Below are 20570 nucleotides of genomic sequence, written 5' to 3'. Positions count from 1 at the left end.
GTTAAATATCGGACAATTATTAAACGACGCACATCCCAATGCCACGAAAGATCGATCGCAAGCAAAGAAAATAACTATATTTTTCATGAAGATGGCTGTGGTAATTCAGAGTTGAATAGCACCAGGACGAGCAATAAAGTAAACATTTTGTAAATAAATAAAGTTGGTAAATGATGTATTTATGTACAAAAAGTTCTAACAAAAAATAGCAAAGGTGAATAAAAGTTAACGATTGAAGACGCAAAAGAGTCGTGCCTTTTCAAAAGACACGACGACAATTTTGCTTAGCGCAGCTGATTCATTCCACGGTTTTCATCTTTGTGAATCGTTACCGGCCAACCGTCATATTGGTTTGACACTTTATTGTCAGCTACATCAATCAAGAATTTATAGGCTTCTAAGGTATATGTTTGTTTTTCGATATCAAACGTGATCATGCCAAAGCCACTGCCCTTTTCGTGCGCTTGCACATACCGGTTAGCCGATTTCCCCACTAACGGGTTCGCGACGGCGTAAACGTACATCTTATTGCCAAAGGCATCCAGATATTCGCCGGTATTAGCTAATCCATGCTCAGGGCGATTTATCACATCGAAACCTACCGCATCGGGCTTCCACCAGCGCGGCCAACCTGCAGCAATCGCTGGGCTACAAAATGCCCAATTACTGTCGCGCTGTTTATGCACACCATATTGCGACAGCGTACCTAAATGCGTATCGCCACATATATGCAGCGCTGCAGACTCGCGCATAATATCGATGGCATTGTTTCTTGCCGTTGCTGGCCAACCACTGCTATCAAAATCGTACTTCAAATATCGGTCAGGCCGTGGTTGATGGGTCGCAATGCCTGCAAATACCGTTTGGCTAAGCACCGCTTTGAGTTTATGACCACGCCAATCTTGTCCCCATTGCTTTAAATATGCCTCTTGACGTTGACCTAACAAGGCTAAGTCCGGACCATCAAAATCGGGGTTTATATAACCTGGCGCCTCATCTTGACCCGTTGCCCCCACTACAACGCCAATTCCCTCAGGCGCACTCTTCCATTGGCGGTCAGCTAATATAGCAAATCCCACATCACCGTAGATCAAGCTGCCATAGTAGCTACTAATACCACTTGGATTGGGCGTTGTATCAAATCCTTGAGGATGGTGTGACGTATTGGTTTTGTGCACAACGTTAATCATAGAAATAGGTTGAATGTATCCCCCTAGAATGCTCGCAGACGGGTCACGTTCAATGTGTTGCATGGGTGCACCGCCCTCTCCCCATAAGTTACCTTGTAGTACATCGTGATCATCCGGTAAACATACCGTCGGACGGTCGCGCATCACCTCTTTAAATGACCAACCAAATTGATAGTACATGCGTAAATAATTCAGTGTTGCGCGCTGCGCTGGCGCCCTAACATAACCAAAACCACCGTGATGTTCGTATAGCTGATCACCAGAGAAAAACACTAAGTCTGGGTTAAGCTTTTGTAGGTTTTCAGCCACTGGAGCATATGGAAATGCGTAGTCGTTTTGGCAGGTCAAAGATGCCATACGCAAAGGCCTGTCTTTGGGATTTGCTTGAATGGTCCCTGAGTATATGTCTGGTGTGTGTGAGCCATCTTTGCGTAATTGATTGTATATCACCCGAAACTCTGTGCTTTGGCTCTCGTCCCAGTTTTCATGGGTGAAGGTCGCTAATGATGCAGCTGGATCAATCTGGCTATGCCCTAATGAATTCCACTGACCACGGCGCTTAACTTGAAGCTCTACGCTCTGATTGTCTTTTGCCCCTAGGGGCCCAAGTAATGCACTGAGTTTGAGCACAAATCCCTTTTCGCTTTGTGAATCGCTCAAGGTATACATAGTCCACAAAATGGGGCCGAAGCGCTGCTCTGGTAAGTACTCGAATGCGCTTCCCGCCATACGCCAGTCACTAAAACGGTAGCGGCTACCATTATGCTCTTTGGCATCAGTTTGAAAATCAGTTGCTGGCAACGCAAAATTACTCACAAGGGCTACGTTGCCGAGCACTTCATCTGCTGACACCAGCAATGAATGCCCCACAAGCAAACGTTGATCTTCTGCTAGATGCACCTCCACATTGAGTAACATCGCGCCGACTTGCGGCTTACCCGAAATGATTAAATCCACTGGTTTATCAGCAATATCAATTTTCAGAGGTATTCGCTCGCTGCCAACAATTAAGGTGTTTTTAATCACCCCAACATCATATCCTTCGCGCACAAAACAATTACTGCGGTATTCATTCAGCTCACTGCGCGCGCCTAGGCGCACACCGCCACCACCGTCGTTTTCATTTGGCGCTAGATTTTGTAAACATACACGTATTTCAAAGTCACCTTGTTGATGTTTTAACTGATGCGTTAGCGAATGAACACTGCGATTGCCACCAGGGTTAATGCAATGAGCATGACCTTCTTTTACTTGCCAATCTTCCATCGGGTTAGCCCAAAACTCGCCCCCAAGCCAAACACGATCATGGGTTTGCTGCCAATTATCCTGCATTTGAGTAACGCGCTCAGCGTCAGCATTTACCGCTGATTTTGCTAGTGTGGTATCCGCTTTTTGATTCTGCAACGAGCGAGCACAGCCTGCACTGGCTGCAAGCACTCCGGCTCCTACCCCTGCTCCTACGAATTTAAGTGCGGCCCGGCGCGACATAATTTCTGGTTGCGTACAGTTATCATTGCTACTTTTCATCTGGGATCACTTTGAAAATTGTTTATTGTTAACATTAATTATACAAAGTAGAAAACAAAAAACCACTACTTTTTTGACTTTTATGAATACGGTTTCCCTCTCACGTGCTCTGTCCCCAAAGGGGATATTCCAACATTGTAAAAGCAAGGTAACATTCAAAAACAAATCGCTCTGGCTACACCCAAGTAAAATTAATTGCTACACTACTGTCTTTACATACAGTCACATTACCTTAAGCACCATTTCAATGATCCTATATATAGCGGAGAAGCCCAGTTTAGGCCGTGCAATTGCGCAAGGCTTCAGCGGTCAGCAACAAAAGCATGATGGCTATATCACCCTAGGAAATGGCGATTGCGTCACTTGGTGTATAGGTCATTTGCTGGAACAAGCTGAGCCTGATAAATACGACCCTGCTTACGCAAAATGGGCTTTGCAGCACCTGCCTATCGTGCCGCAAGATTGGATATTGGTACCCAAAAAAGGCACCAGCAAACAGTTATCGGTCATAAAACGTTTATTGAAAACAGCATCTCAGGTGGTCAACGCGGGGGATCCAGACCGTGAAGGTCAGCTTTTAGTGGACGAAGTCATCACCTACTGCAAAGTTAAGCGCGATATTATCGATAACGCTGGGCGTTTACTGATCAATGATTTAAACCTAAACGCAGTTAAAAAATCCTTAACTAATATTCGCCCCAATCGTGAATTTACTGGCTTGTCCATCTCTGCCCTTGCACGCTCAAGAGCGGATTGGTTATATGGGCTTAACTTAACCCGTGCTTACACTCTGCTCGGCCAGCGCGGCGGCTACTCAGGTGTGCTGTCGGTCGGCAGAGTACAAACCCCAGTACTGGGTTTAGTGGTCAGGCGGGATGCAGAAATAGCCCAGTTTAAATCGAAACCCTTCTATGAAGTCATGGCGACGCTCGCCACTCAAACCGAGCAACCATCCCAAACGTTCACAGCAAAATGGCAGCCAAGTTCAGCTTGCGAGCCTTATCAGGATGAAGAAGGTCGCGTGATTGTTAAGAAACTCGCAGAAACCGTGGTCAATAAAACGCGGGGCCAACCGGGTGTCGTTGAGTCTTATACGGTGAAGGATAAACAAAGTCCGCCCCCCCTGCCCTATAACCTGTCGGCGCTGCAAATTGATGCGTCGAAACGCTTTAACTTGTCACCTAAGGCAGTGTTGACTGTGTGCCAGTCTTTGTACGAGCGTCACCAGTTAATCACCTACCCCCGCTCTGATTCGCGTTATTTACCCATGGAGCATTTCAGCGAAGCGACAAAAGTATTAAGCGCCATTAAAGCCAATGCACCAGAGCAGCAAAGTGCCGTGGAGAATGCGAATAGTAAATTGAAATCAAAAGCATGGAACGATAGCAAAGTAGATGCTCACCATGCGATTATTCCCACCTCTCGCAACAAGGCCATATCAAGCTTAAGTGGCGATGAGGCGAAAATTTATCAATTGATTGCTACCCAGTACATCATGCAGTTTTATGGCCCCCATAAGTATCAAGAACAAGTAGCCGTGGTGACGATCGCTGGGGGGACCTTTGTAGCCAAAGCAAAAGCCACCACAGATAAGGGCTGGTTGGTATTAACCAAGCAAAACGGCGTAGCGATCCCAGAGAACGGCCAAACAAAAAACGAACCTGCATTACCAACCCTGGTGAAAGGCCAAGCGCTCGATTGTGTTGACTCTCAGCTAGTGGAAAAGCAAACCTCGCCCCCTAAACACTTCACCGAAGCGACCTTACTTGCCGCCATGACAGGCATCGCCCGCTATGTGCAGGACGCTAACATCAAGAAAATTCTTAAAGACACAGACGGTTTAGGCACAGAGGCAACCAGAGCCTCGATTATTGATTTATTGTTTAAACGACAGTTTATGCAAAAAAGTGGCAAGGAAATACACGCCACACCCACGGGCAAGGCGCTGATATATGCCCTGCCCAGCGAATCAACCCAACCCGATATGACCGCTATATGGGAGGCCAATTTGGATAAAATTTCCCAACGTAAAATGCGTTATCAAGATTTTATGCAACCTCTTACGCACACCATTGGCGAGTTAATTAACGCCAGTCAGCGCATCGATACCAGTCAGTTTGCAGGCCTTGCCTCAACCAAACCTGCGTACAAAAAGAAGTGGCGTAAGAAGAAAAAGGCCAGTTAGTATGCTTCTCTATAAAAGCCGCTAGCGCATAGTGACGCTAGCGGTTTCTTATGTTTTGCAGATGCCGCAAAATAGCAATCCGCAAATGTTAATCACAGAATTATGACTATTTACGACGACGTAACGCAATGCCGAATAAACCTAGCGCTAGCAAAGCTAACGAGCCAGGAGCAGGTACGTTGGTTGCGTCAGGAGTTGTGGTTACGTTAGTTGGTGTAATGCCATTGGCAAAAACGGTAGCTGAGCCTTCAACGTCTAATATCCCATACAAAGATGAGCGAGGTCCATCGCCGTAGAATTTGAATCCCCCCCAGCTTTGACCATATTCTAATGCACCATCAAAGTAGCTATACCAATTCAACGTATTTTCTCCGTCCTCAAAGAAGTCATCAATATCCCCGTACAAATCTTGAGCGGTATTCACTTCATCTTCATAACCGTATAATTTTTGTGTTTGCCAATTAGAGGCATCGATCGTCATCGCATTGTAGCTGACGTATTGATTTCCAACCCAAGCATCAAGTTCTTCATCAATCCATGCGACGGTGTCCACATTGGTTATACCAAAACCCACTAATGTACTGTTCTCTAGATTATTGGTCACTGTGTATGTTCCAACCCCTTTACCTGCATAATCAGGTTCGATGTCACCATCATCACCGCCACCGCAAGGTATTGAGGAAAGAATAGTATCATCACAAATTATCCCTAAAGTTGGCGAGTCAAGACGTTGCACAGTAGTACTTCGCTCAGAGTTTAGCGCGGTACTTGCCTCAGAATTTACCTCAGAACTTGGCTCAAACGTTTCGGTAAAATAAATACCGTTCAGGTTATCCACATCATCGATCAGTGTGGCATTAGCATGAACGCTAGGTAAAGTGAGACCAAGAACTAGGAATATTTTATTTAAAGATATCAATTTCATTACTGCTTCCATATGAATTATAAGTACTTTTAAGTGCATCGGGATAATTTGACGCGACGGCCCTAAGCAATAAACCAGCCAATAAATAAAATATTGGTAAATCAATAATTTAGACAAACCCCCATTATGTAGTGTAAAGAAGTCCGACAAGTTAAATAAATGATTATTATCGGTATTTATCATATGAAGCTATTTACTATGACCAATCTAAAGTTAGGAATATTAAATTCCAAACTATCGTTTCTTGGATGCCTCGACTGCATATTAAATGCTCTTCAAAAGATTACCTGATATGGCGTGACGAGCCTTATGTGATGCTGTGACATACAACCACCATAGGGATGGCTTTCCTGCTTCTGACAATTGATTACATAGGTTGATGGCGTTTTGGTTATATTTTCACTGCAGTTAAGACACTGTGATTTTCAGTGAACAGTATCGCATCACATTTGAAATTTCATATATATTAAATTTCAAATTTAATTCTAGAAAGTCCATTTAGAACTAGATGTAAGCGCGTCAGACTCAAGCTGTAGCACTGCTCTTCATAGCAACAGTAGCGACCGGTTGTTTCTCGGTTGCTTGAATGAGTAAGCACAGCATAATCAATAACATACCAAACCAGCCCAGCGGTGAAATCACCTCACCGACAATCAGTACGGCCAGTATTGCTGCTACCACTGGCTCCATTAAGGTAAGCAACGAGGCGCTACTCGCTTTAATATGGCGCAAGCCATACCCAAAGGCGATATAGCCTAACGTCATGGGGATCAACGCCATATACAATGATACAAGGGCATTACCTGGAGAGCTAAACAAGTTATCCCCAGTGAAGAATAACGACGGTAACAACACCATAGCGCCTAAGCCAAAAATGCTTCCCATGGCAGCTTGTGAATGCACGCCATTGTCGATCATGGTGCGCGCGGCCCAAGAGTAAAACGCATACGTTAGGCCGGCTAATAATCCTAATGCAATCCCCCATACTTGTCGCTGCTGGGCTACTTGCTCTTCTGACACCCCACTAGCCGCTATTTCAGTCGCGTGCGGTTCGCCATAAGCAAGTAACGCGATCCCAATCAAGCCAATCAGAACACTGATCAACCAGCGCTTCGTTAGATGAAACGCTTTGCTAAAAAGACACTCCAACAAGGCAGCAAATAAAGGCGCACTAGCAATGGAAACAACCGTACCTACCGCCACACCCGCCATGCGCATGGAACTATAAAATGCCAATGGATAAATCGCCAAAGCCAATGCACTCAAGAGCAGTAGTGTTTTTTGTTGCAACAGGTTGGCTACATTAGCTTTTAGTTTACGACGGGCTAATATAGCTAGCATCATTCCCCCCACACCCATCGCAAAAGCCCCTATCCCTAATGGGCTGATACCGGGTGCGAAGCTTGCTGCCACGCCTGTTGTGCCCCAGAGCACAGAAGCAAATAAAATTGCCATTACTCCGTATTGATATTGAGTAAAGCCTCCGCGCATCGCCAACATTTTCCTATTCCGTTTTGAGCAAATCGTGAGAGAAGCATAAACAATTGGCAAACTGATTACTTTGCCAAAAAGACGCAAGGCTTGTTTAAAAAGACGTGATTATTAGGTTTGTGCAAATGCCCGAGGCGATAACCCAGTGTACACAGAGAAACGCCGACTAAAGGCCGAAAGGTCGCCATAGCCCACTTTTTCAGCCACAAGCTGCACTGGCAAGTCAGTATGCGCTAACAAGGCTTTGGCCTTTTCCATTCGAAGTCCAGTAATGTACTGCTGAGCACTCATGGAAAAGCTGGCTTTAAAGCGCTTTTTGAATTGCGTTGGGCTTAAGCAAGCCAGCGCGGATAGCGTATCAATGCTCATAGGCTGTTCAAGATGTTCATTGATCCAGCCTTGTACTATACGCATTTGTTTATCAAGGGTATGCATTGCCCGTTGCTGACTCAGCAACATACTAAAAACATCGAGAATAGAATGCTCAATACCGCTATCGATCTGGTGCTGTAATTGTTTTTCAACAAACAATAAAAAACTCATCAAAGGCGGGGAAATAGAAAATACAGCCAGTCCGCTTTCAAGTAAGTGGGCGGGTAATGTGGCTAAGTCGGCCACCATAAAACGTGCAGCTTCATCCGCTTTGAAACCATGTTCTGTGCCACTAGGCACAACCACACATTCCCCCACGGTCACTTTGCCTGTGTAGCTGACCATATCAATCACTATGCTGCCCTGAACGGGCAGCACCAGCTGATGGTGGTTGTGGTGTACATGGCTTTGAAGTTGCTTGGTGTAAGCACGGATACTCAGGCTGTTGTTCATAACGGCAATGCATCGTAAAAACGGAAAAACAGTATAACGTTAGTTTCTTAGAGTTTGAAAGCGTGCCATTTGGATAAGGTTGCCGCTATGGGTATAACACCGAAGGAAGCCACGTTGTCAGTCCCGGTATAAAGGTGACCAGCATCAATACGATGAGTAAGGGTACCAAAAAGGGCAAGGTTGCTCGGGCGCATGTTTCAAAAGGAACGTCGGTGACCCGAGATAGCACATACAACACCATGCCTACAGGAGGCGTCAGTAACCCGATCATTAGATTGAGCACCATCATCACCCCGAAATGCAAGGGATCAACCCCTAAACTGACAGCAATGGGCAGCAGCACTGGCGTCAAAATGGTGATGGCGGCAATTGTCTCCATAAAGCATCCGACTATGAACAAAATGAGCGTCATCAATAATAATATCGTGACTTTATTATCGGTAAACGCCAACATCCACTGGGTGAAATCAGTGGTGATATGCTGTGTGGTTAACACCCATGAAAAAACAGCCGCAGCCCCAATAATCAGCATGATAATACTGGTCGTTTCTATGGTTTCTATGCTGACTCTCAATAAGGTTTTGAGGTTCAGAGTTCTATACACCAGCCCTCCCAAACACAGAGCATATGCGCTGGCGGCAATAGCCGCTTCAGTCGCAGTAAAGAGTCCAAATAAAATGCCACCAATAATCAATACTGGGGTCATCAGGGAAAGAAACGCCCGTTTAAAGGTGCTTGCGCAGCGCACCACTGAAAAACCATGGTCTTTTGGGTATTGACGTTTTTTGGCATACCAAGCCACCATCAACATTAAACTTAATGCCATCACCAACCCAGGAATTACCCCTGCGGCAAATAGCTTTCCGATTGAAGACGAAGACATAACCGCATAAATAATCAAAGGCAAACTAGGGGGAATAATTGGTCCTATTGTAGAAGATGCCGCCGTTAACCCCACAGCGAATCCAGCGTCATAACCTTGGTCTCGCATTGCTTTGACTTCAATGGCACCTAACCCCCCCGCGTCAGCGACCGCAGCACCAGACATACCGGCAAAGAATATAGATGCCCCCACATTCACATGGCCTAAACCACCGCGTAACCAGCCCACCAGCGCATTGGTAAAATCGAAAATACGTTGGGTTATTCCTGCACTATTCATCAAAGCACCAGCGAAGACGAAAAAAGGGATCGACAGCAGCGGGAAGCTATTCATGCCTCCTAGCATACTGTGCAGCACAACAAGACTTGGTACGCTGCCATCCACCACAATCGCCAACATTGATGCGAGCAATAAAGCAAACGCCACAGGTGTGCCGCTAGCAATTAACAGCAGCAAAGAAATCAATAACACCGCGATCACCATACTTACGCCACCTCAGTCATATGTGCCTGACGCATTGAGCACCAACGGTGCTTTATCACTAAAACACTTCTACCAGCCATTAAGAGTAAAAACAGCGTGATGAGGGCATAAAACCAACTCATTGATATGGGCAGCGAAGCCAGTGTGTAAAGCGACAAGGCAAAGCCAATTTGGCTGGCATATACCATTAACAGCAGCACCACAGCTAAATTGAGCGAAGCGATGCACAGTTGCAGCACACTAAGCATTTTGACGGGCAAGTATCTATGCAACAGGGTGACGCCAATATGCGCATCGTTTTTGGTGGCAATACTCGCCCCTGAAAACGCCAGCAAAATAAGTAAGTAACGGGCCAATTCTTCCGACCATCCTAGGGAAGCATCGAGAGCGTAACGACTGAAAAATTGTGCAAACAATAAAATGGCGAGTCCCCAAAATATAACTAAGCTAATCACCTCCTCTAAACGGATCGGCAAATCAACAACTGGCTGTTCACTATGGTTTATATCGACTTCTGATAAGGACATACTCATTTACCTTCACTATTTAGCTGCAACAAACGTTGATAATTTTCTCGCCCTACGATAGGCAAATAGGGCTCATGAAGGGCCAAGGTAGCTTGGCGAAAGGCATGCGTATCAATTTGATGAACCTGTATCCCTTGGGTCTCAAACCATGCCACCAACTCAAGTTCGATGGTGCGGGTTTCATCAGATACACGGGCAGCGGCTTGTCTTAATACCGTACTAAAAATATCTTTATCTTCTGCGCTTAGCATTGCCCATCTACGTTGACTAATAATGCTTAAATTTGAGCCCAACATATGCCCAGTGAGACTAATATGTGGCTGCACTTCGTACAGCTTTTTGGCCTTTATCGTTGGTAGGGGATTCTCTTGTGCATCAACCACACCCTGTTGCAGTGCCATATACACCTCAGAAAATGCAATTGGTGTTGGGTTGGCGCCTATGGCCGTAGGGAACATTTTAAAAATAGCCGCGTTGGGCACGCGTATTTTCAAGTTTTTGCTGTCAGTTAGGCCAAGCACGGCCGCGTGAGACGTCACGTGTCTTGCGCCGTAATAGTTATTGGCCAGAATTTGATTGCCCTGCGTGATGTCTGCATAGCCTTTGGCCAGCTCATCAAACAAATCACTTTCGTTGAAGCGTTGCCAATGTTCATAGCTAGCATAGATATAAGGTAAATCGGTTAGGGCAAAAGGGGGAAATAGCTGAGCAACAAAACTGGTTCCAGTATAAATAATGTCGACACTGCCTAAACGTAGGCTTTCATTAAGCGCCGCTTCTTTACCCAGCATAGACACTGGGAAGACCTGAATGTCGTAGCGCCCTTTAGTGCGCAGTTTTATTTGCTCAGCGGCCCACACGGCCTGTTTATGCAAGGGCTCGCTAACCTCGTAGACGTGCCCCCAAAATAGCGTTTGTGGTGAGGCAAATACATCAACGGATGTAAAAACCCCTAAGACAAAAAATAGAAAGCTACGCATCGACTGTCAAACAACTCAACTGGTTAATTGTTAACAATAATAAGACAAATGTTAGCAAGTTGCAAAAATAGTTAGGCACGTTTGCTTGCCGAGTATTTCAGATTAGCCGCTCTCAAATACAGTTTTTATGGCCGTTACTGAGGAATTTGAAATACGCAGAGTGGTGATCATAACGACAAAACACAGTGCAAACGGAGCATCAATGCAGCGCTAGTTCGCTGAGGTAATAAAGCCCCTTTATCCAATTAACCCAATTAACCCAAGCGGCGCAGAATGTCAGCTCACCAGAGCAGGTGTTAGTGCTCATTGGGCTAGCGCAATTGTAAGATTAATTTTCTATCGCCCCTATTCGAAACCAAACCTTGTAAGCTGATTCAATCGCTCATTTTCAAACTCAGGAGATAATGATGTCTGTACCTCAAGTCGCGCTAGTCACAGGTGGTTCTAAAGGGATCGGGGCCGCAATAGTACGTAGACTATCGACCGATGGCTTTGCTGTCGCAGTCAATTATTCCAAAAACCCGGCGCCCGCAGACGACTTGGTGAAGGAACTAAAAGATGCGGGATACGCGGCGTTAGCGGTTTGTTGTGATGTAGCGAATAGCGATGGTGTTAGCCAAATGTTCGACAAAATAGAAAGCGAACTGGGTCCTGTGAATGTACTAATCAATAATGCAGGGATCATGAAAAATGCGCCCGTGGCACAAAGTGAAGAGACGGATTTTGACCAGCAAATCGCAGTCAATTTAAAAGGCACATTTAATACCCTAAAGCAGGCGGCTAACAGAATGCCAAATGGGGGCAGAATTGTGAACCTATCTACCAGTGTTGTCGGTTTAAAACTGGAACAGTACGGTATCTACGCAGCGACAAAGTCAGCAGTTGAAACCATGAGTGCAATTTTAAGCAAAGAGCTGCGCGGCAAGGACATCACGGTGAATGCGATAGCACCAGGCCCCACAGCGACAGACTTATTTTTGGATGGAAAATCGCAAGAACTGATCGACCGCTTGGCTAAAATGAGTCCGTTAGAAAGATTAGGCACACCGGAGGATATTGCCCGTGCGGTGGCATTTCTAGTTAGCCCAGACGGCGCATGGATAAATGGCCAAGTACTCAGAGCAAATGGCGGTATCGTCTAGGCTCAAGCGACGTAAATATAAAATGCCCTCCTACAGGCTATCGCTTGTTAGTCAACAATGCTTAGCCTTTCATCGGCACTGACTTTTCTTTGTCAGCACTATCTCGGCTCATTCAAAGTAAAACGCTGAGATTCCTTTACACAAACGTGGAGATGTTCAGCGTTATCATGTCACGCTATTCGATTTCGCTTAGCCGTTTGGTAGTGTCAATTCAGTGATTTTCTTTCTGGCAGTTTTGCTAGAGCGACCTTGAAATGCATTGAAACATGCTGCTAAACCAGCGCTACAGCTTCTTATACATCCACATTGCGAAAACAGGTGGTTCCAGCATTCGCTCAGTGCTTAACAAGTTACATTGGCACGACCCTACGTACTACCTTATGTTCCCTTGTCACAAATCAATACCAATCCGCATTAATTAAGTGCCCGCCTCAGAATGCGTCCAGCGGTTTTTGATTAAGGCGTCGCTATGTAGTAATGGTTGTTCCCTTTAAAATAGTGAGAAGGCAGAGCAAATTTCCTCGCCACTGCGGTGCCATTACAGCGAAAGAGATGCTGTCAGATGCTTTTTTCAATCAACTCTTCAAATTTGCCTTTGTACGTAACCCTTGGGATCTTCAACGCTGGTTTCACACTTTGTTATCCCGTGCTACATGTCATGGTTCAAGACCTTTTTCAACGGTCCTAAATGAGCATCGAAGTGCTTCCATTGCTCCATGCCTGAGCGGTATATAGGCTGCCTGACTTGTTCTGAACTGGGGGTTTTTATCGCCCGCTCAGTCTTATGAAAATCGATACACTGTTGCTCAAACGGTAATCCGCAAAAATCCAAAATCCGCTCCACTTGACCATGCAAGTCATCAATCAGTGTTTCGTGCTGCACTGTTAATACGAAGCCTGGCAACACTGTGTCCCAATGGGTCATAAGTTGTTCATAAGCGCGGTAATAACGGCCTATCTCTTCTAGCCCGTATGAGAACTCCTGCCCGTCACCAAATAACTGCTTGAAGCCGCTAAAACAGCACGCCATAGGATCGCGTCTTGCGTCGATTATTTTGGCGTTAGGCAAGATTAATTTGATTAGGCCTATGTGCAAAAAGTTGTTCGGCATTTTATCGATAAAAAACGGCGCGCCGGCTCTGTACACTTGTGTGTCTTGCAAATACTTCTGCCCAAAACGAGCAAAATAGCTTTCATCCAAATCGGCCAACATCTGAGGATATTGATTTTTTTGACCCTGTAATTTTGATGCCAGCCCAAGAATATCGTGCAGCTCCATAGTGCCATCAACTTGAGAGTGCGATGCGAGTATCTGCTCGAGTAACGTCGAGCCCGCTCTGGGTAAACCAACAATGAAAATAGGATCAGGACTTTGCTCGCCAGCTTCTTTTAAACGTGCAAATAGTTCTGGTTGGCAGGTGTCGATTTGCTTGGCTACTTGGCGCTCGAACACATCAGGACTGTAGTTAATCTGTTGCTGTTTAAGCTGATTACCTTTGGCATAATGTGAAAATGCAGCATCAAAAGAGCCCCTGTCTTCCAATGACTTACCTAAGGCGAAATGCAGATGTACCCTGTCATCTACCGCAATATTCTGTTGAACAACAAGTTGCTCCATTGCAGCAAGCTCAGTATCGCTAAAGCGATAGGTTTTGGTGTTGGCTAAACTCCAGTATGCGTCACCAAATTCAGCTTTGTATCGATATGCCTGTTGGTAAGCGTTGATTGCCCCTGGCAAATCCCCTAACGCTTTTAACGCATGTCCCAACAATAGTTGTATGCCCGGCTGGTTTTGGTTTCTTAGCAACAACTCTTGGTAAATTGAGATGGCTGCTTCCACTTCCCCCAGCCCGACCATAGCACTGGCCTTAGCACTTAACAGGACGACGTTATCGCCAGAGGCTGCCAGCAGCTTATCAGCCAAGGCTTTTGCTTCGGCAAATTTAGCCATTTTGGCTAACAGCTGAAGGTACGCGATGCCGGCCGCTTTGTGTTCAGGGTAAAGCGCTAAACAACTGCTTAAAATAAATTCAGCCTCGCCATATACTTTAAGCTGAATACCGATTTCAGCGAGCAATAACATCGCCTCGCTGTTGTGTTTGTTAGCTTGTAAGAACTGACGACAAACTTTGTCAGCTGCGTATAAATTCCCTTCGTACATTAAATCTTTAGCACCTAGCACCGCATTAGGTAGCCCGGATAAATAGTCTATTTGTGCTTGGCTGATTGTCACCGCTTTGGCATTTTCTTGCTGTTGATAAAGCGGCAGTAATGCGCGCCAGCTGGCCAGTAGTGCGGGGTTTAACTGCGTAGCTTGGTAGAAAGACTGAGCGGCCTGTTGTGGCTCACGCAATGCGAGATACAAATAACCGTTTTCTTGCCAAGCTCGTGCGTGCTTAGCATTTGCCTCCAGCAAGATTTTATTTGACTCGAGTGCCTCACTTAAATCACCATTTAACCGCTGAGCTACGACCAATAAATACAGTATTTCAACTCTATTATTATTTGATAAATGACTCGCTAATTGCTGATCACACAACGCAATGGCCTGACTAAATTTCGCCTGTTGAATAAGTTGTTTTATCCCGTTACACGCTTCATTAAACGATGGTTTGGCTTGGGATGTATGCTTGGTACTCAATGTAGCGACTCCGAAAAACTGAATGGTAATATGTCCTGCCCGTACATAAAAAAGGCAAGCCTAGGTAGGCTTGCCTTCATATGCGTATTGCGCTTAAAAGCTTAAGCACATCAGTAAGATCAGAAGAAGTCGTAAGACAATCTTAACCCTACGGTACGTGGTCTGTTAGACACTATTTTAGGCGTGTATTGCTGGGCATCAATATACAAGATAGCACTCTCATCCGTTAGGTTATCAATAAAGATCTCAGCTTTCCATTCATCGTTAGTAATACCAAATGCAAGGTTAGCAAGTATGTAGCTGTCTTGGATGTAACGCCCACCTTGAATGGTCTCACCGTTTGAATCAGCAAACGTTACGCCTTCGTACACAGCGGCTTCACGCTCAATGCTTAGGCCTGTCCCTGCGCCATAAACGAGCTGTGCAGCATCTTCAAGAGCATAGGCGTCCATCGACATGCTCGCTAAGCGATCACCTGTGTAGCTAATTGAGCCGTTGATATATCCAGTAAAGCCATTGTCTAACTCATAAAAGTATTGTGCACGGATATTGCCCGAGAAATCAGCAGAATACGGTAGTTTACTGCCCACAGGTGGCGCTATTCCATCTAGTGCAGCGTTAATGCTCGTCAACTCAGTGTCTAACACACTAAACGCCGCGTTGATAACAAGGTTGTCAGTGGCCAACCAGGTTAAGTCAGCATCAAGACCGCGAATTTCAGCGTCACCAACATTGTCAGTGAATACCAAGAAGCTGATGTTGGTTGGGTCATAACGTGAGGTTTGTAGGTCACTGATTTCAGAATAGTACGCCGTAGCATTAACACGTAAAATACCGTCTAGGAAGTCACCTTTGATACCGAACTCATAGTTATCTAACTCATCCGTTGTTGAATATACTGGAATACGGAAATCTTCAAACGCCCCTGTTTGATTGGTCGCTAAACCACCACCTACGCGGTTGGTTACAGGCGGACGGAAGCCTTCAGAATAGGTGGCGAATACCAGAATATCTTCGTTTACCTTCCAGTCAACTGACGCTTTCAAAATCACATCGTCTACGGTCAATGTGCCATCACCATCGAGTAAATCAACTTCAAGTTGCCCGCTTTCTATCGCGGCTATCACACCATCATCTAAACCAGATGCCGCCAATTCAGCTGGATCTTGCGTACCGAACGCACGCAAACGGCGACTCACATCAACAGTGGTGGTGGAGCCTTTATACGTATCTTGAATTTCATACCAGCGAGCACCAAACGTTGCGGTAATGTCGTCGGTCAGGTCGTATTCTATTTGGCCAAACACTGCGATTTGGTCAATTGCATGCTGAATATCGTTTACGAAACTGATGCTCGGCTCAAAGGGTTGACTCGTTGAGTTAACCCCCTCAGAGCCTACCAAAGTTCGGGCTAAATCGTCGAACTTGTCCGTATTAGCGATATTAAACTTACCCACTGAATTGAGGTCTTGCTCATCGTAAAATACACCAGCAGTTAGACGCCATACATTGTCTGTTGGCGTATTAAAGCGCAACTCGTGGGTCATACGCGTGCTGTCGGTTTTTTCCTTGTAATACTTAGTTGGGTCTAAGCAAATCTCATCTTCTGGCGCAACATCTCCACCATAATTACACACATAATAAGCAGAGAATAAACCGCCGTTGGTATAACCCGTGTAATCAATGGTTGAGTCGATTGAGCGGTCTAAGTATCCCCCAGTGTAAACGATGTCTAGTTTGTCTAAACGCCCTTCTAAGGTCCAAGTAGTCAAACCAAACTCGTCATCATTGTCTTCAGGTACAAAGCGGTTAGTTGAGGTTTCCCTTTCTAAATTAGGATCGTATGCAAACACGCCTTCAGTGCTCAATGTTTGCTGAGTGTGTTGAACCAATAAGTCCCAATCTTCATTAATAATGTAAGACAGACCAAAACGCGCACCTGAATAAACCGCATCGTTAAAGTCATCTTCCACTAACGCATCGTTTTCAGGTGAAATCACCGGAGTATTTTCAGGGTCGCTAAGCACACCGCCAGAGATTCTGTCGATAACCACTGCGCTACCGATGTATCCGCCATTCGCTGGATCGTTGCGGATGTTATCAATCCAACCGCCTTGGTTATCAGTGTAGGCCGCTACGCGAAAGGCAAGGTCGTCTGATACTGCGAAGTTTATAAACCCTTCTACAGAATTACTCATTTCACCACCTTTAGTGAAACTGGTGCTGGTATCAACCCCTGCAGCAAATCCAGTGTGATCAGGTTTTTTGGTGATCAATCTTACGGTGCCTGATTGTGAGCTGGCACCAAACAAGGTCCCTTGTGGCCCAGGTAGTACCTCAATGCGCTGCATATCGGTAGCGTAAATATCTAGATTACGGCCCTGCATTGAAACCGGTTGTTCGTCCAGGTAAAACGCGACAGAAGGCTGAAGTGCCTGCACAGATGAAACAGAGATATTACTTTGGGTCGTTGCTGCGCCACGAATGTAAATTTCGTTTTGTCCAGGGCCTGTACCCTGAAAGGTCACATTAGGCAAGAACTCGACGTATTCTTGAAAATTATCAACCCCAAGGTTCTCTAATGCTTCACCGTTTAGTGCGGTCACTGACACGGGAATGTCTTGAATCGACTCTGAGCGTTTTGTTGCAGTTACTTCAATAGTCTCAATACTCGCTTTGCCTGTTTTTGCGGCTTCTTGCTGAGCATAGACGGGCGTAGTAGCAAGTGCGGCAACGACCGCGCAGCTTAACTTGGATATTTTCATTCTCATTGGCCTTGTGTGGTCTAGTTTAGGTGTTGCTAGTCGGGTATTTTTTTACGTTTAAAGCTGTTTAATTTTTATTCTACAGTATGATTTTAAAGAAATTACAGCAAAGCGCAAAAATAAGTTCAACACGAACCAATATAATGAGGGAAGAATTCGAGTCTGCGTCGGCAGATATTTGTACAATTCCTTTATGATTAGTGATTTAAAACAGTCAAAACAACAGGATTGATTGCTAACTGATGCAATATCAGCTATTTGCTTCGTAAACGAATTATTTCACCACTACTGAATATACAGTCTAAACAGTACATTTTTAGAGCGAAAATCAACCCTCGATGAATAGAAAACTTAATTAAAAAGTCGCTTGCCAGTGTCAATGCGGTGGGATTATCAGCGCATATAACTGGCAGAAAAAAGGCCGGACTATCCGGCCTTTTTTTTGATTTTTTCATGCCTTTGCTGGCGCGCCAGTAAAGGTCATCTACAAGATTTGACTAGACGTTGCTCTTTTAACGCTGCCAAAAACGTAAGTCTCGCAATGATTGAATAAACTCGGAAGCTGACACGCTGTGAAGGTCTATCCACCCATCATCTTGCTTGTCATTTAACCCTGTCGCCTTAATCAATGCTGAAGCATCAGCGGTATGTCCTATGAACTTCATATGGGCATAGGCGTCTGTAACGAAGTCTTTCGCTTCTGGGATTGTGGCTAGTTGTTCAGCTCCTTCTTTTGACACTAAAATCAAAACGGCGTCATACAACACAGAAGGGCCGCCATCGATGACTTGTTGAGCTGCGATGTGTTTTCCCTTGCTACAAGTAACCCCACCTACTTGCGGAGCAATCACTTCATAATTGGCACCTTCTTTCTTAAGCGCCGTTGTGATGGATGCAAAAATGTCGGCATCAGCGCCATCGCTCATTAATATACCCAGCTTGCGCCCTTTGAATGTTTTGGGTGGATTTTTCAATATACTCAGTGCATCAGACACAGGGAGGTCTTGACGTGTTTTCATCGCTGCCTCAGCAGGCTCAGGCATTGTTTTAATACCTAGACCATCCGCGGCCTTTTGAGCCAGAGTCTCGTCGATGTTGAGTAAATGCGACACCATTCGTTCGCGAATGGGCAGGTGCTCAACTTTAGACAATTCGAATATCAAGGCACTTTGAATATGCTCTTTCTCAACCTCGGTTTGACTCATATAGAACTGCCTAGCTTGGCTGTAATGGTCAGAAAACGTCTCTGAACGGTAACGTAATTTGTCACCACTTGTTGGCTCAGACGAACTTTTGAAACCGTGGGCTGGGCAAGCTCTGGGGTTGTTTTCTCCTCCATCCCACGAATTTGGCTCATAATTGACCCGACCTTTGGGATTCGTCATTGCCATGTGGCCATCTTGTTGGAAATGCCGCATAGGGCACTTAGGCGCGTTCACAGGAATGTGCGTGAAGTTAGGACCGCCGAGACGTTTAACTTGGGTATCGAGGTAGGAAAAGTTACGACCTTGAAGCAGAGGATCTGCTGTGAAATCCATGCCAGGTACGATATTTTGGGTACAGAAAGCGACTTGTTCAGTTTCGGCGAAAAAATTATCTACTACGCGGTCTAACACCATACGTCCAATCATTTTAACTGGCACCTGTTCTTCGGGGATGAGCTTAGTAGCATCAAGGACATCAAACTCGAACTCGTCCGCAAATTTTTGGTCAAAAACCTGTACGCCCAATTCCCACTCTGGGTAATCCCCTTGTCCAATTGCTTGCCACATGTCTCGGCGATGAAAATCGGGATCAGCCCCATTTAATTTGAGCGCTTCGTTCCATACCACCGACTGCATACCACCTTTTGGTTTCCAGTGGAACTTAACAAACTTCTCATCCCCTTTGGCGTTAATGAATTTGAACGTATGCACGCCGAAACCTTCCATGAAGCGTAAAGATCGAGGTATGGCTCTGTCCGACATCGCCCACATAGCCATGTGCATAGATTCAGGTGTTAAGCTGATGAAATCCCAGAAGTTGTCATGAGCAGTTTGCGCTTGAGGAAAACCCCGGTCTGGCTCGGCTTTGGCTGAATGAATAAGGTCTGGAAACTTCATAGCGTCTTGAATAAAGAACACCGGAATATTATTACCTACTAAATCCCAATTGCCTTCTTGGGTATAGAATTTGACTGCAAAGCCGCGAACGTCGCGGGCCAAGTCAGGCGATCCTTTGTTACCCGCTACCGTTGAAAAACGTGCAAATACGGGTGTTTTCTCGCCCTTGCGCTGAAAAATGTCAGCGCAGGTTAGGTCATCGAGTGCGTCATATGTTTCGAAAAAGCCATGGGCACCATAACCTCTGGCGTGTACAACTCGCTCAGGGATGCGCTCATGATCGAAGTGAAAGAGCTTTTCTCGTAATACTTGATCCTCTAGCAAGCCCGGCCCACGCGTGCCGACCTTAAGGGAATTTTGGTCATCACTCACCGGGCAACCTTGAGCTGTGGTCATGGTGGGATGAGTATCTGAGGCCGGTTGGTGTAATTCACCGCCTTTGCCTTTATTGCCTGCATATTTAAATGATTCAGTCATGGCTAGTCCTTCATAATTGGGGAAAGTTGCGTCAGCACGCCCAGAGCGTTATGAGACGCCCGCCGAAGAGCAACTGCAAAAGAAAGGCCATTTACATCATGTATAAATTAAGTTCAGGAAAGACATGGGGCGTAGGGCATTTCCCCATCACGCGCTCGTCACTTCGTTGGAATAATGAGAAAGCAATTACACTAAAGAATGTAAATTTTCTACACTTGAAGCCCCCTTATATTGCGCCGACGTGATTAACTTCAGGATGGTGAATCAAGGACCTTAGTAGAAGACAAGATAGCGGATAAATAAAGCGTAAACATAGCAGTGGTGGCATCAGGTTGATAGGGTAAAATCAACAGCAGCAAGACGCACCATCCAGTGCATTTGCTGGTCGCAACAGTTTGCTAGCATAATAAAATAACGCGCTCAAACA

The 20570-nt window shown here is 45.5% G+C and carries 12 protein-coding genes; 2 read left to right on the top strand and 10 right to left on the bottom strand.

Translation table 11 applies throughout. The features are described from left to right. Nucleotides 1–284 precede the first annotated feature (284 nt). Complete coding sequence (locus tag PATL_RS03970; protein WP_011573666.1) at nucleotides 285–2717, bottom strand: alkaline phosphatase D family protein; 2433 nt, start codon at nucleotides 2715–2717, stop codon at nucleotides 285–287. A 247-nt stretch (nucleotides 2718–2964) separates the two neighbouring features. Here PATL_RS03970 and PATL_RS03965 point away from each other — a divergent pair, with 247 nt between their 5' ends. After that, nucleotides 2965–4902, top strand: a complete 1938-nt coding sequence (locus PATL_RS03965; protein ID WP_011573665.1) for a DNA topoisomerase III — start codon at nucleotides 2965–2967, stop codon at nucleotides 4900–4902. A 106-nt stretch (nucleotides 4903–5008) separates the two neighbouring features. Here the strand turns inward: PATL_RS03965 and PATL_RS22340 are convergent, their stop codons facing one another. The 6 genes from PATL_RS22340 to PATL_RS03935 all read right to left on the bottom strand — a co-directional run bounded on the left by PATL_RS22340 (nucleotide 5009) and on the right by PATL_RS03935 (nucleotide 11016). Then, entirely contained in the window at nucleotides 5009–5827 is an 819-nt protein-coding gene (locus tag PATL_RS22340) for a PEP-CTERM sorting domain-containing protein (RefSeq protein WP_232283285.1), read from the bottom strand. A gap of 525 nt (nucleotides 5828–6352) precedes the next feature. Then, nucleotides 6353–7327 carry a DMT family transporter gene (locus tag PATL_RS03955; protein WP_041713297.1) on the bottom strand — a complete coding sequence of 325 codons (975 nt, stop codon included), beginning with the start codon at nucleotides 7325–7327 and terminating at the stop codon, nucleotides 6353–6355. Between the two features lie 102 nt (nucleotides 7328–7429). Beyond that, nucleotides 7430–8143, bottom strand: a complete 714-nt coding sequence (locus tag PATL_RS03950; RefSeq protein ID WP_011573662.1) for an AraC family transcriptional regulator — start codon at nucleotides 8141–8143, stop codon at nucleotides 7430–7432. Nucleotides 8144–8228: 85 nt separating this feature from the next. Then, nucleotides 8229–9509, bottom strand: coding sequence for a TRAP transporter large permease (locus tag PATL_RS03945; protein WP_011573661.1), 1281 nt, complete (start codon nucleotides 9507–9509; stop codon nucleotides 8229–8231). A 2-nt stretch (nucleotides 9510–9511) separates the two neighbouring features. Beyond that, the gene (locus PATL_RS03940; protein ID WP_011573660.1) at nucleotides 9512–10036 is read right to left on the bottom strand and encodes a TRAP transporter small permease; all 525 of its coding nucleotides are present in this window, start codon (nucleotides 10034–10036) and stop codon (nucleotides 9512–9514) included. A 2-nt stretch (nucleotides 10037–10038) separates the two neighbouring features. Beyond that, nucleotides 10039–11016 carry a sialic acid TRAP transporter substrate-binding protein SiaP gene (locus PATL_RS03935; RefSeq protein ID WP_011573659.1) on the bottom strand — a complete coding sequence of 326 codons (978 nt, stop codon included), beginning with the start codon at nucleotides 11014–11016 and terminating at the stop codon, nucleotides 10039–10041. Between the two features lie 404 nt (nucleotides 11017–11420). Between PATL_RS03935 and PATL_RS03930 the strand changes: the two genes are divergently transcribed. Then, complete coding sequence (locus PATL_RS03930; protein ID WP_041713293.1) at nucleotides 11421–12158, top strand: SDR family oxidoreductase; 738 nt, start codon at nucleotides 11421–11423, stop codon at nucleotides 12156–12158. Between the two features lie 649 nt (nucleotides 12159–12807). Here the strand turns inward: PATL_RS03930 and PATL_RS03925 are convergent. From PATL_RS03925 to PATL_RS03915, 3 genes are all read right to left on the bottom strand, one after another. Next, nucleotides 12808–14799 carry a tetratricopeptide repeat-containing sulfotransferase family protein gene (locus PATL_RS03925; RefSeq protein ID WP_011573657.1) on the bottom strand — a complete coding sequence of 664 codons (1992 nt, stop codon included), beginning with the start codon at nucleotides 14797–14799 and terminating at the stop codon, nucleotides 12808–12810. Nucleotides 14800–14918: 119 nt separating this feature from the next. Beyond that, nucleotides 14919–17564, bottom strand: a complete 2646-nt coding sequence (locus PATL_RS03920; RefSeq protein WP_041713291.1) for a TonB-dependent receptor — start codon at nucleotides 17562–17564, stop codon at nucleotides 14919–14921. Nucleotides 17565–18076: 512 nt separating this feature from the next. After that, nucleotides 18077–20143 (bottom strand): catalase, encoded by a 2067-nt coding sequence (locus PATL_RS03915; RefSeq protein ID WP_011573655.1) that lies wholly within the window; start codon nucleotides 20141–20143, stop codon nucleotides 18077–18079. Nucleotides 20144–20570 lie beyond the last annotated feature (427 nt).

The organism is Paraglaciecola sp. T6c (assembly GCF_000014225.1).
GTDB lineage: Bacteria > Pseudomonadota > Gammaproteobacteria > Enterobacterales > Alteromonadaceae > Paraglaciecola > Paraglaciecola atlantica_A.
Note: the sequence above shows the minus strand (reverse complement) of the source record. Positions and strands in the feature narration are given on the sequence as shown.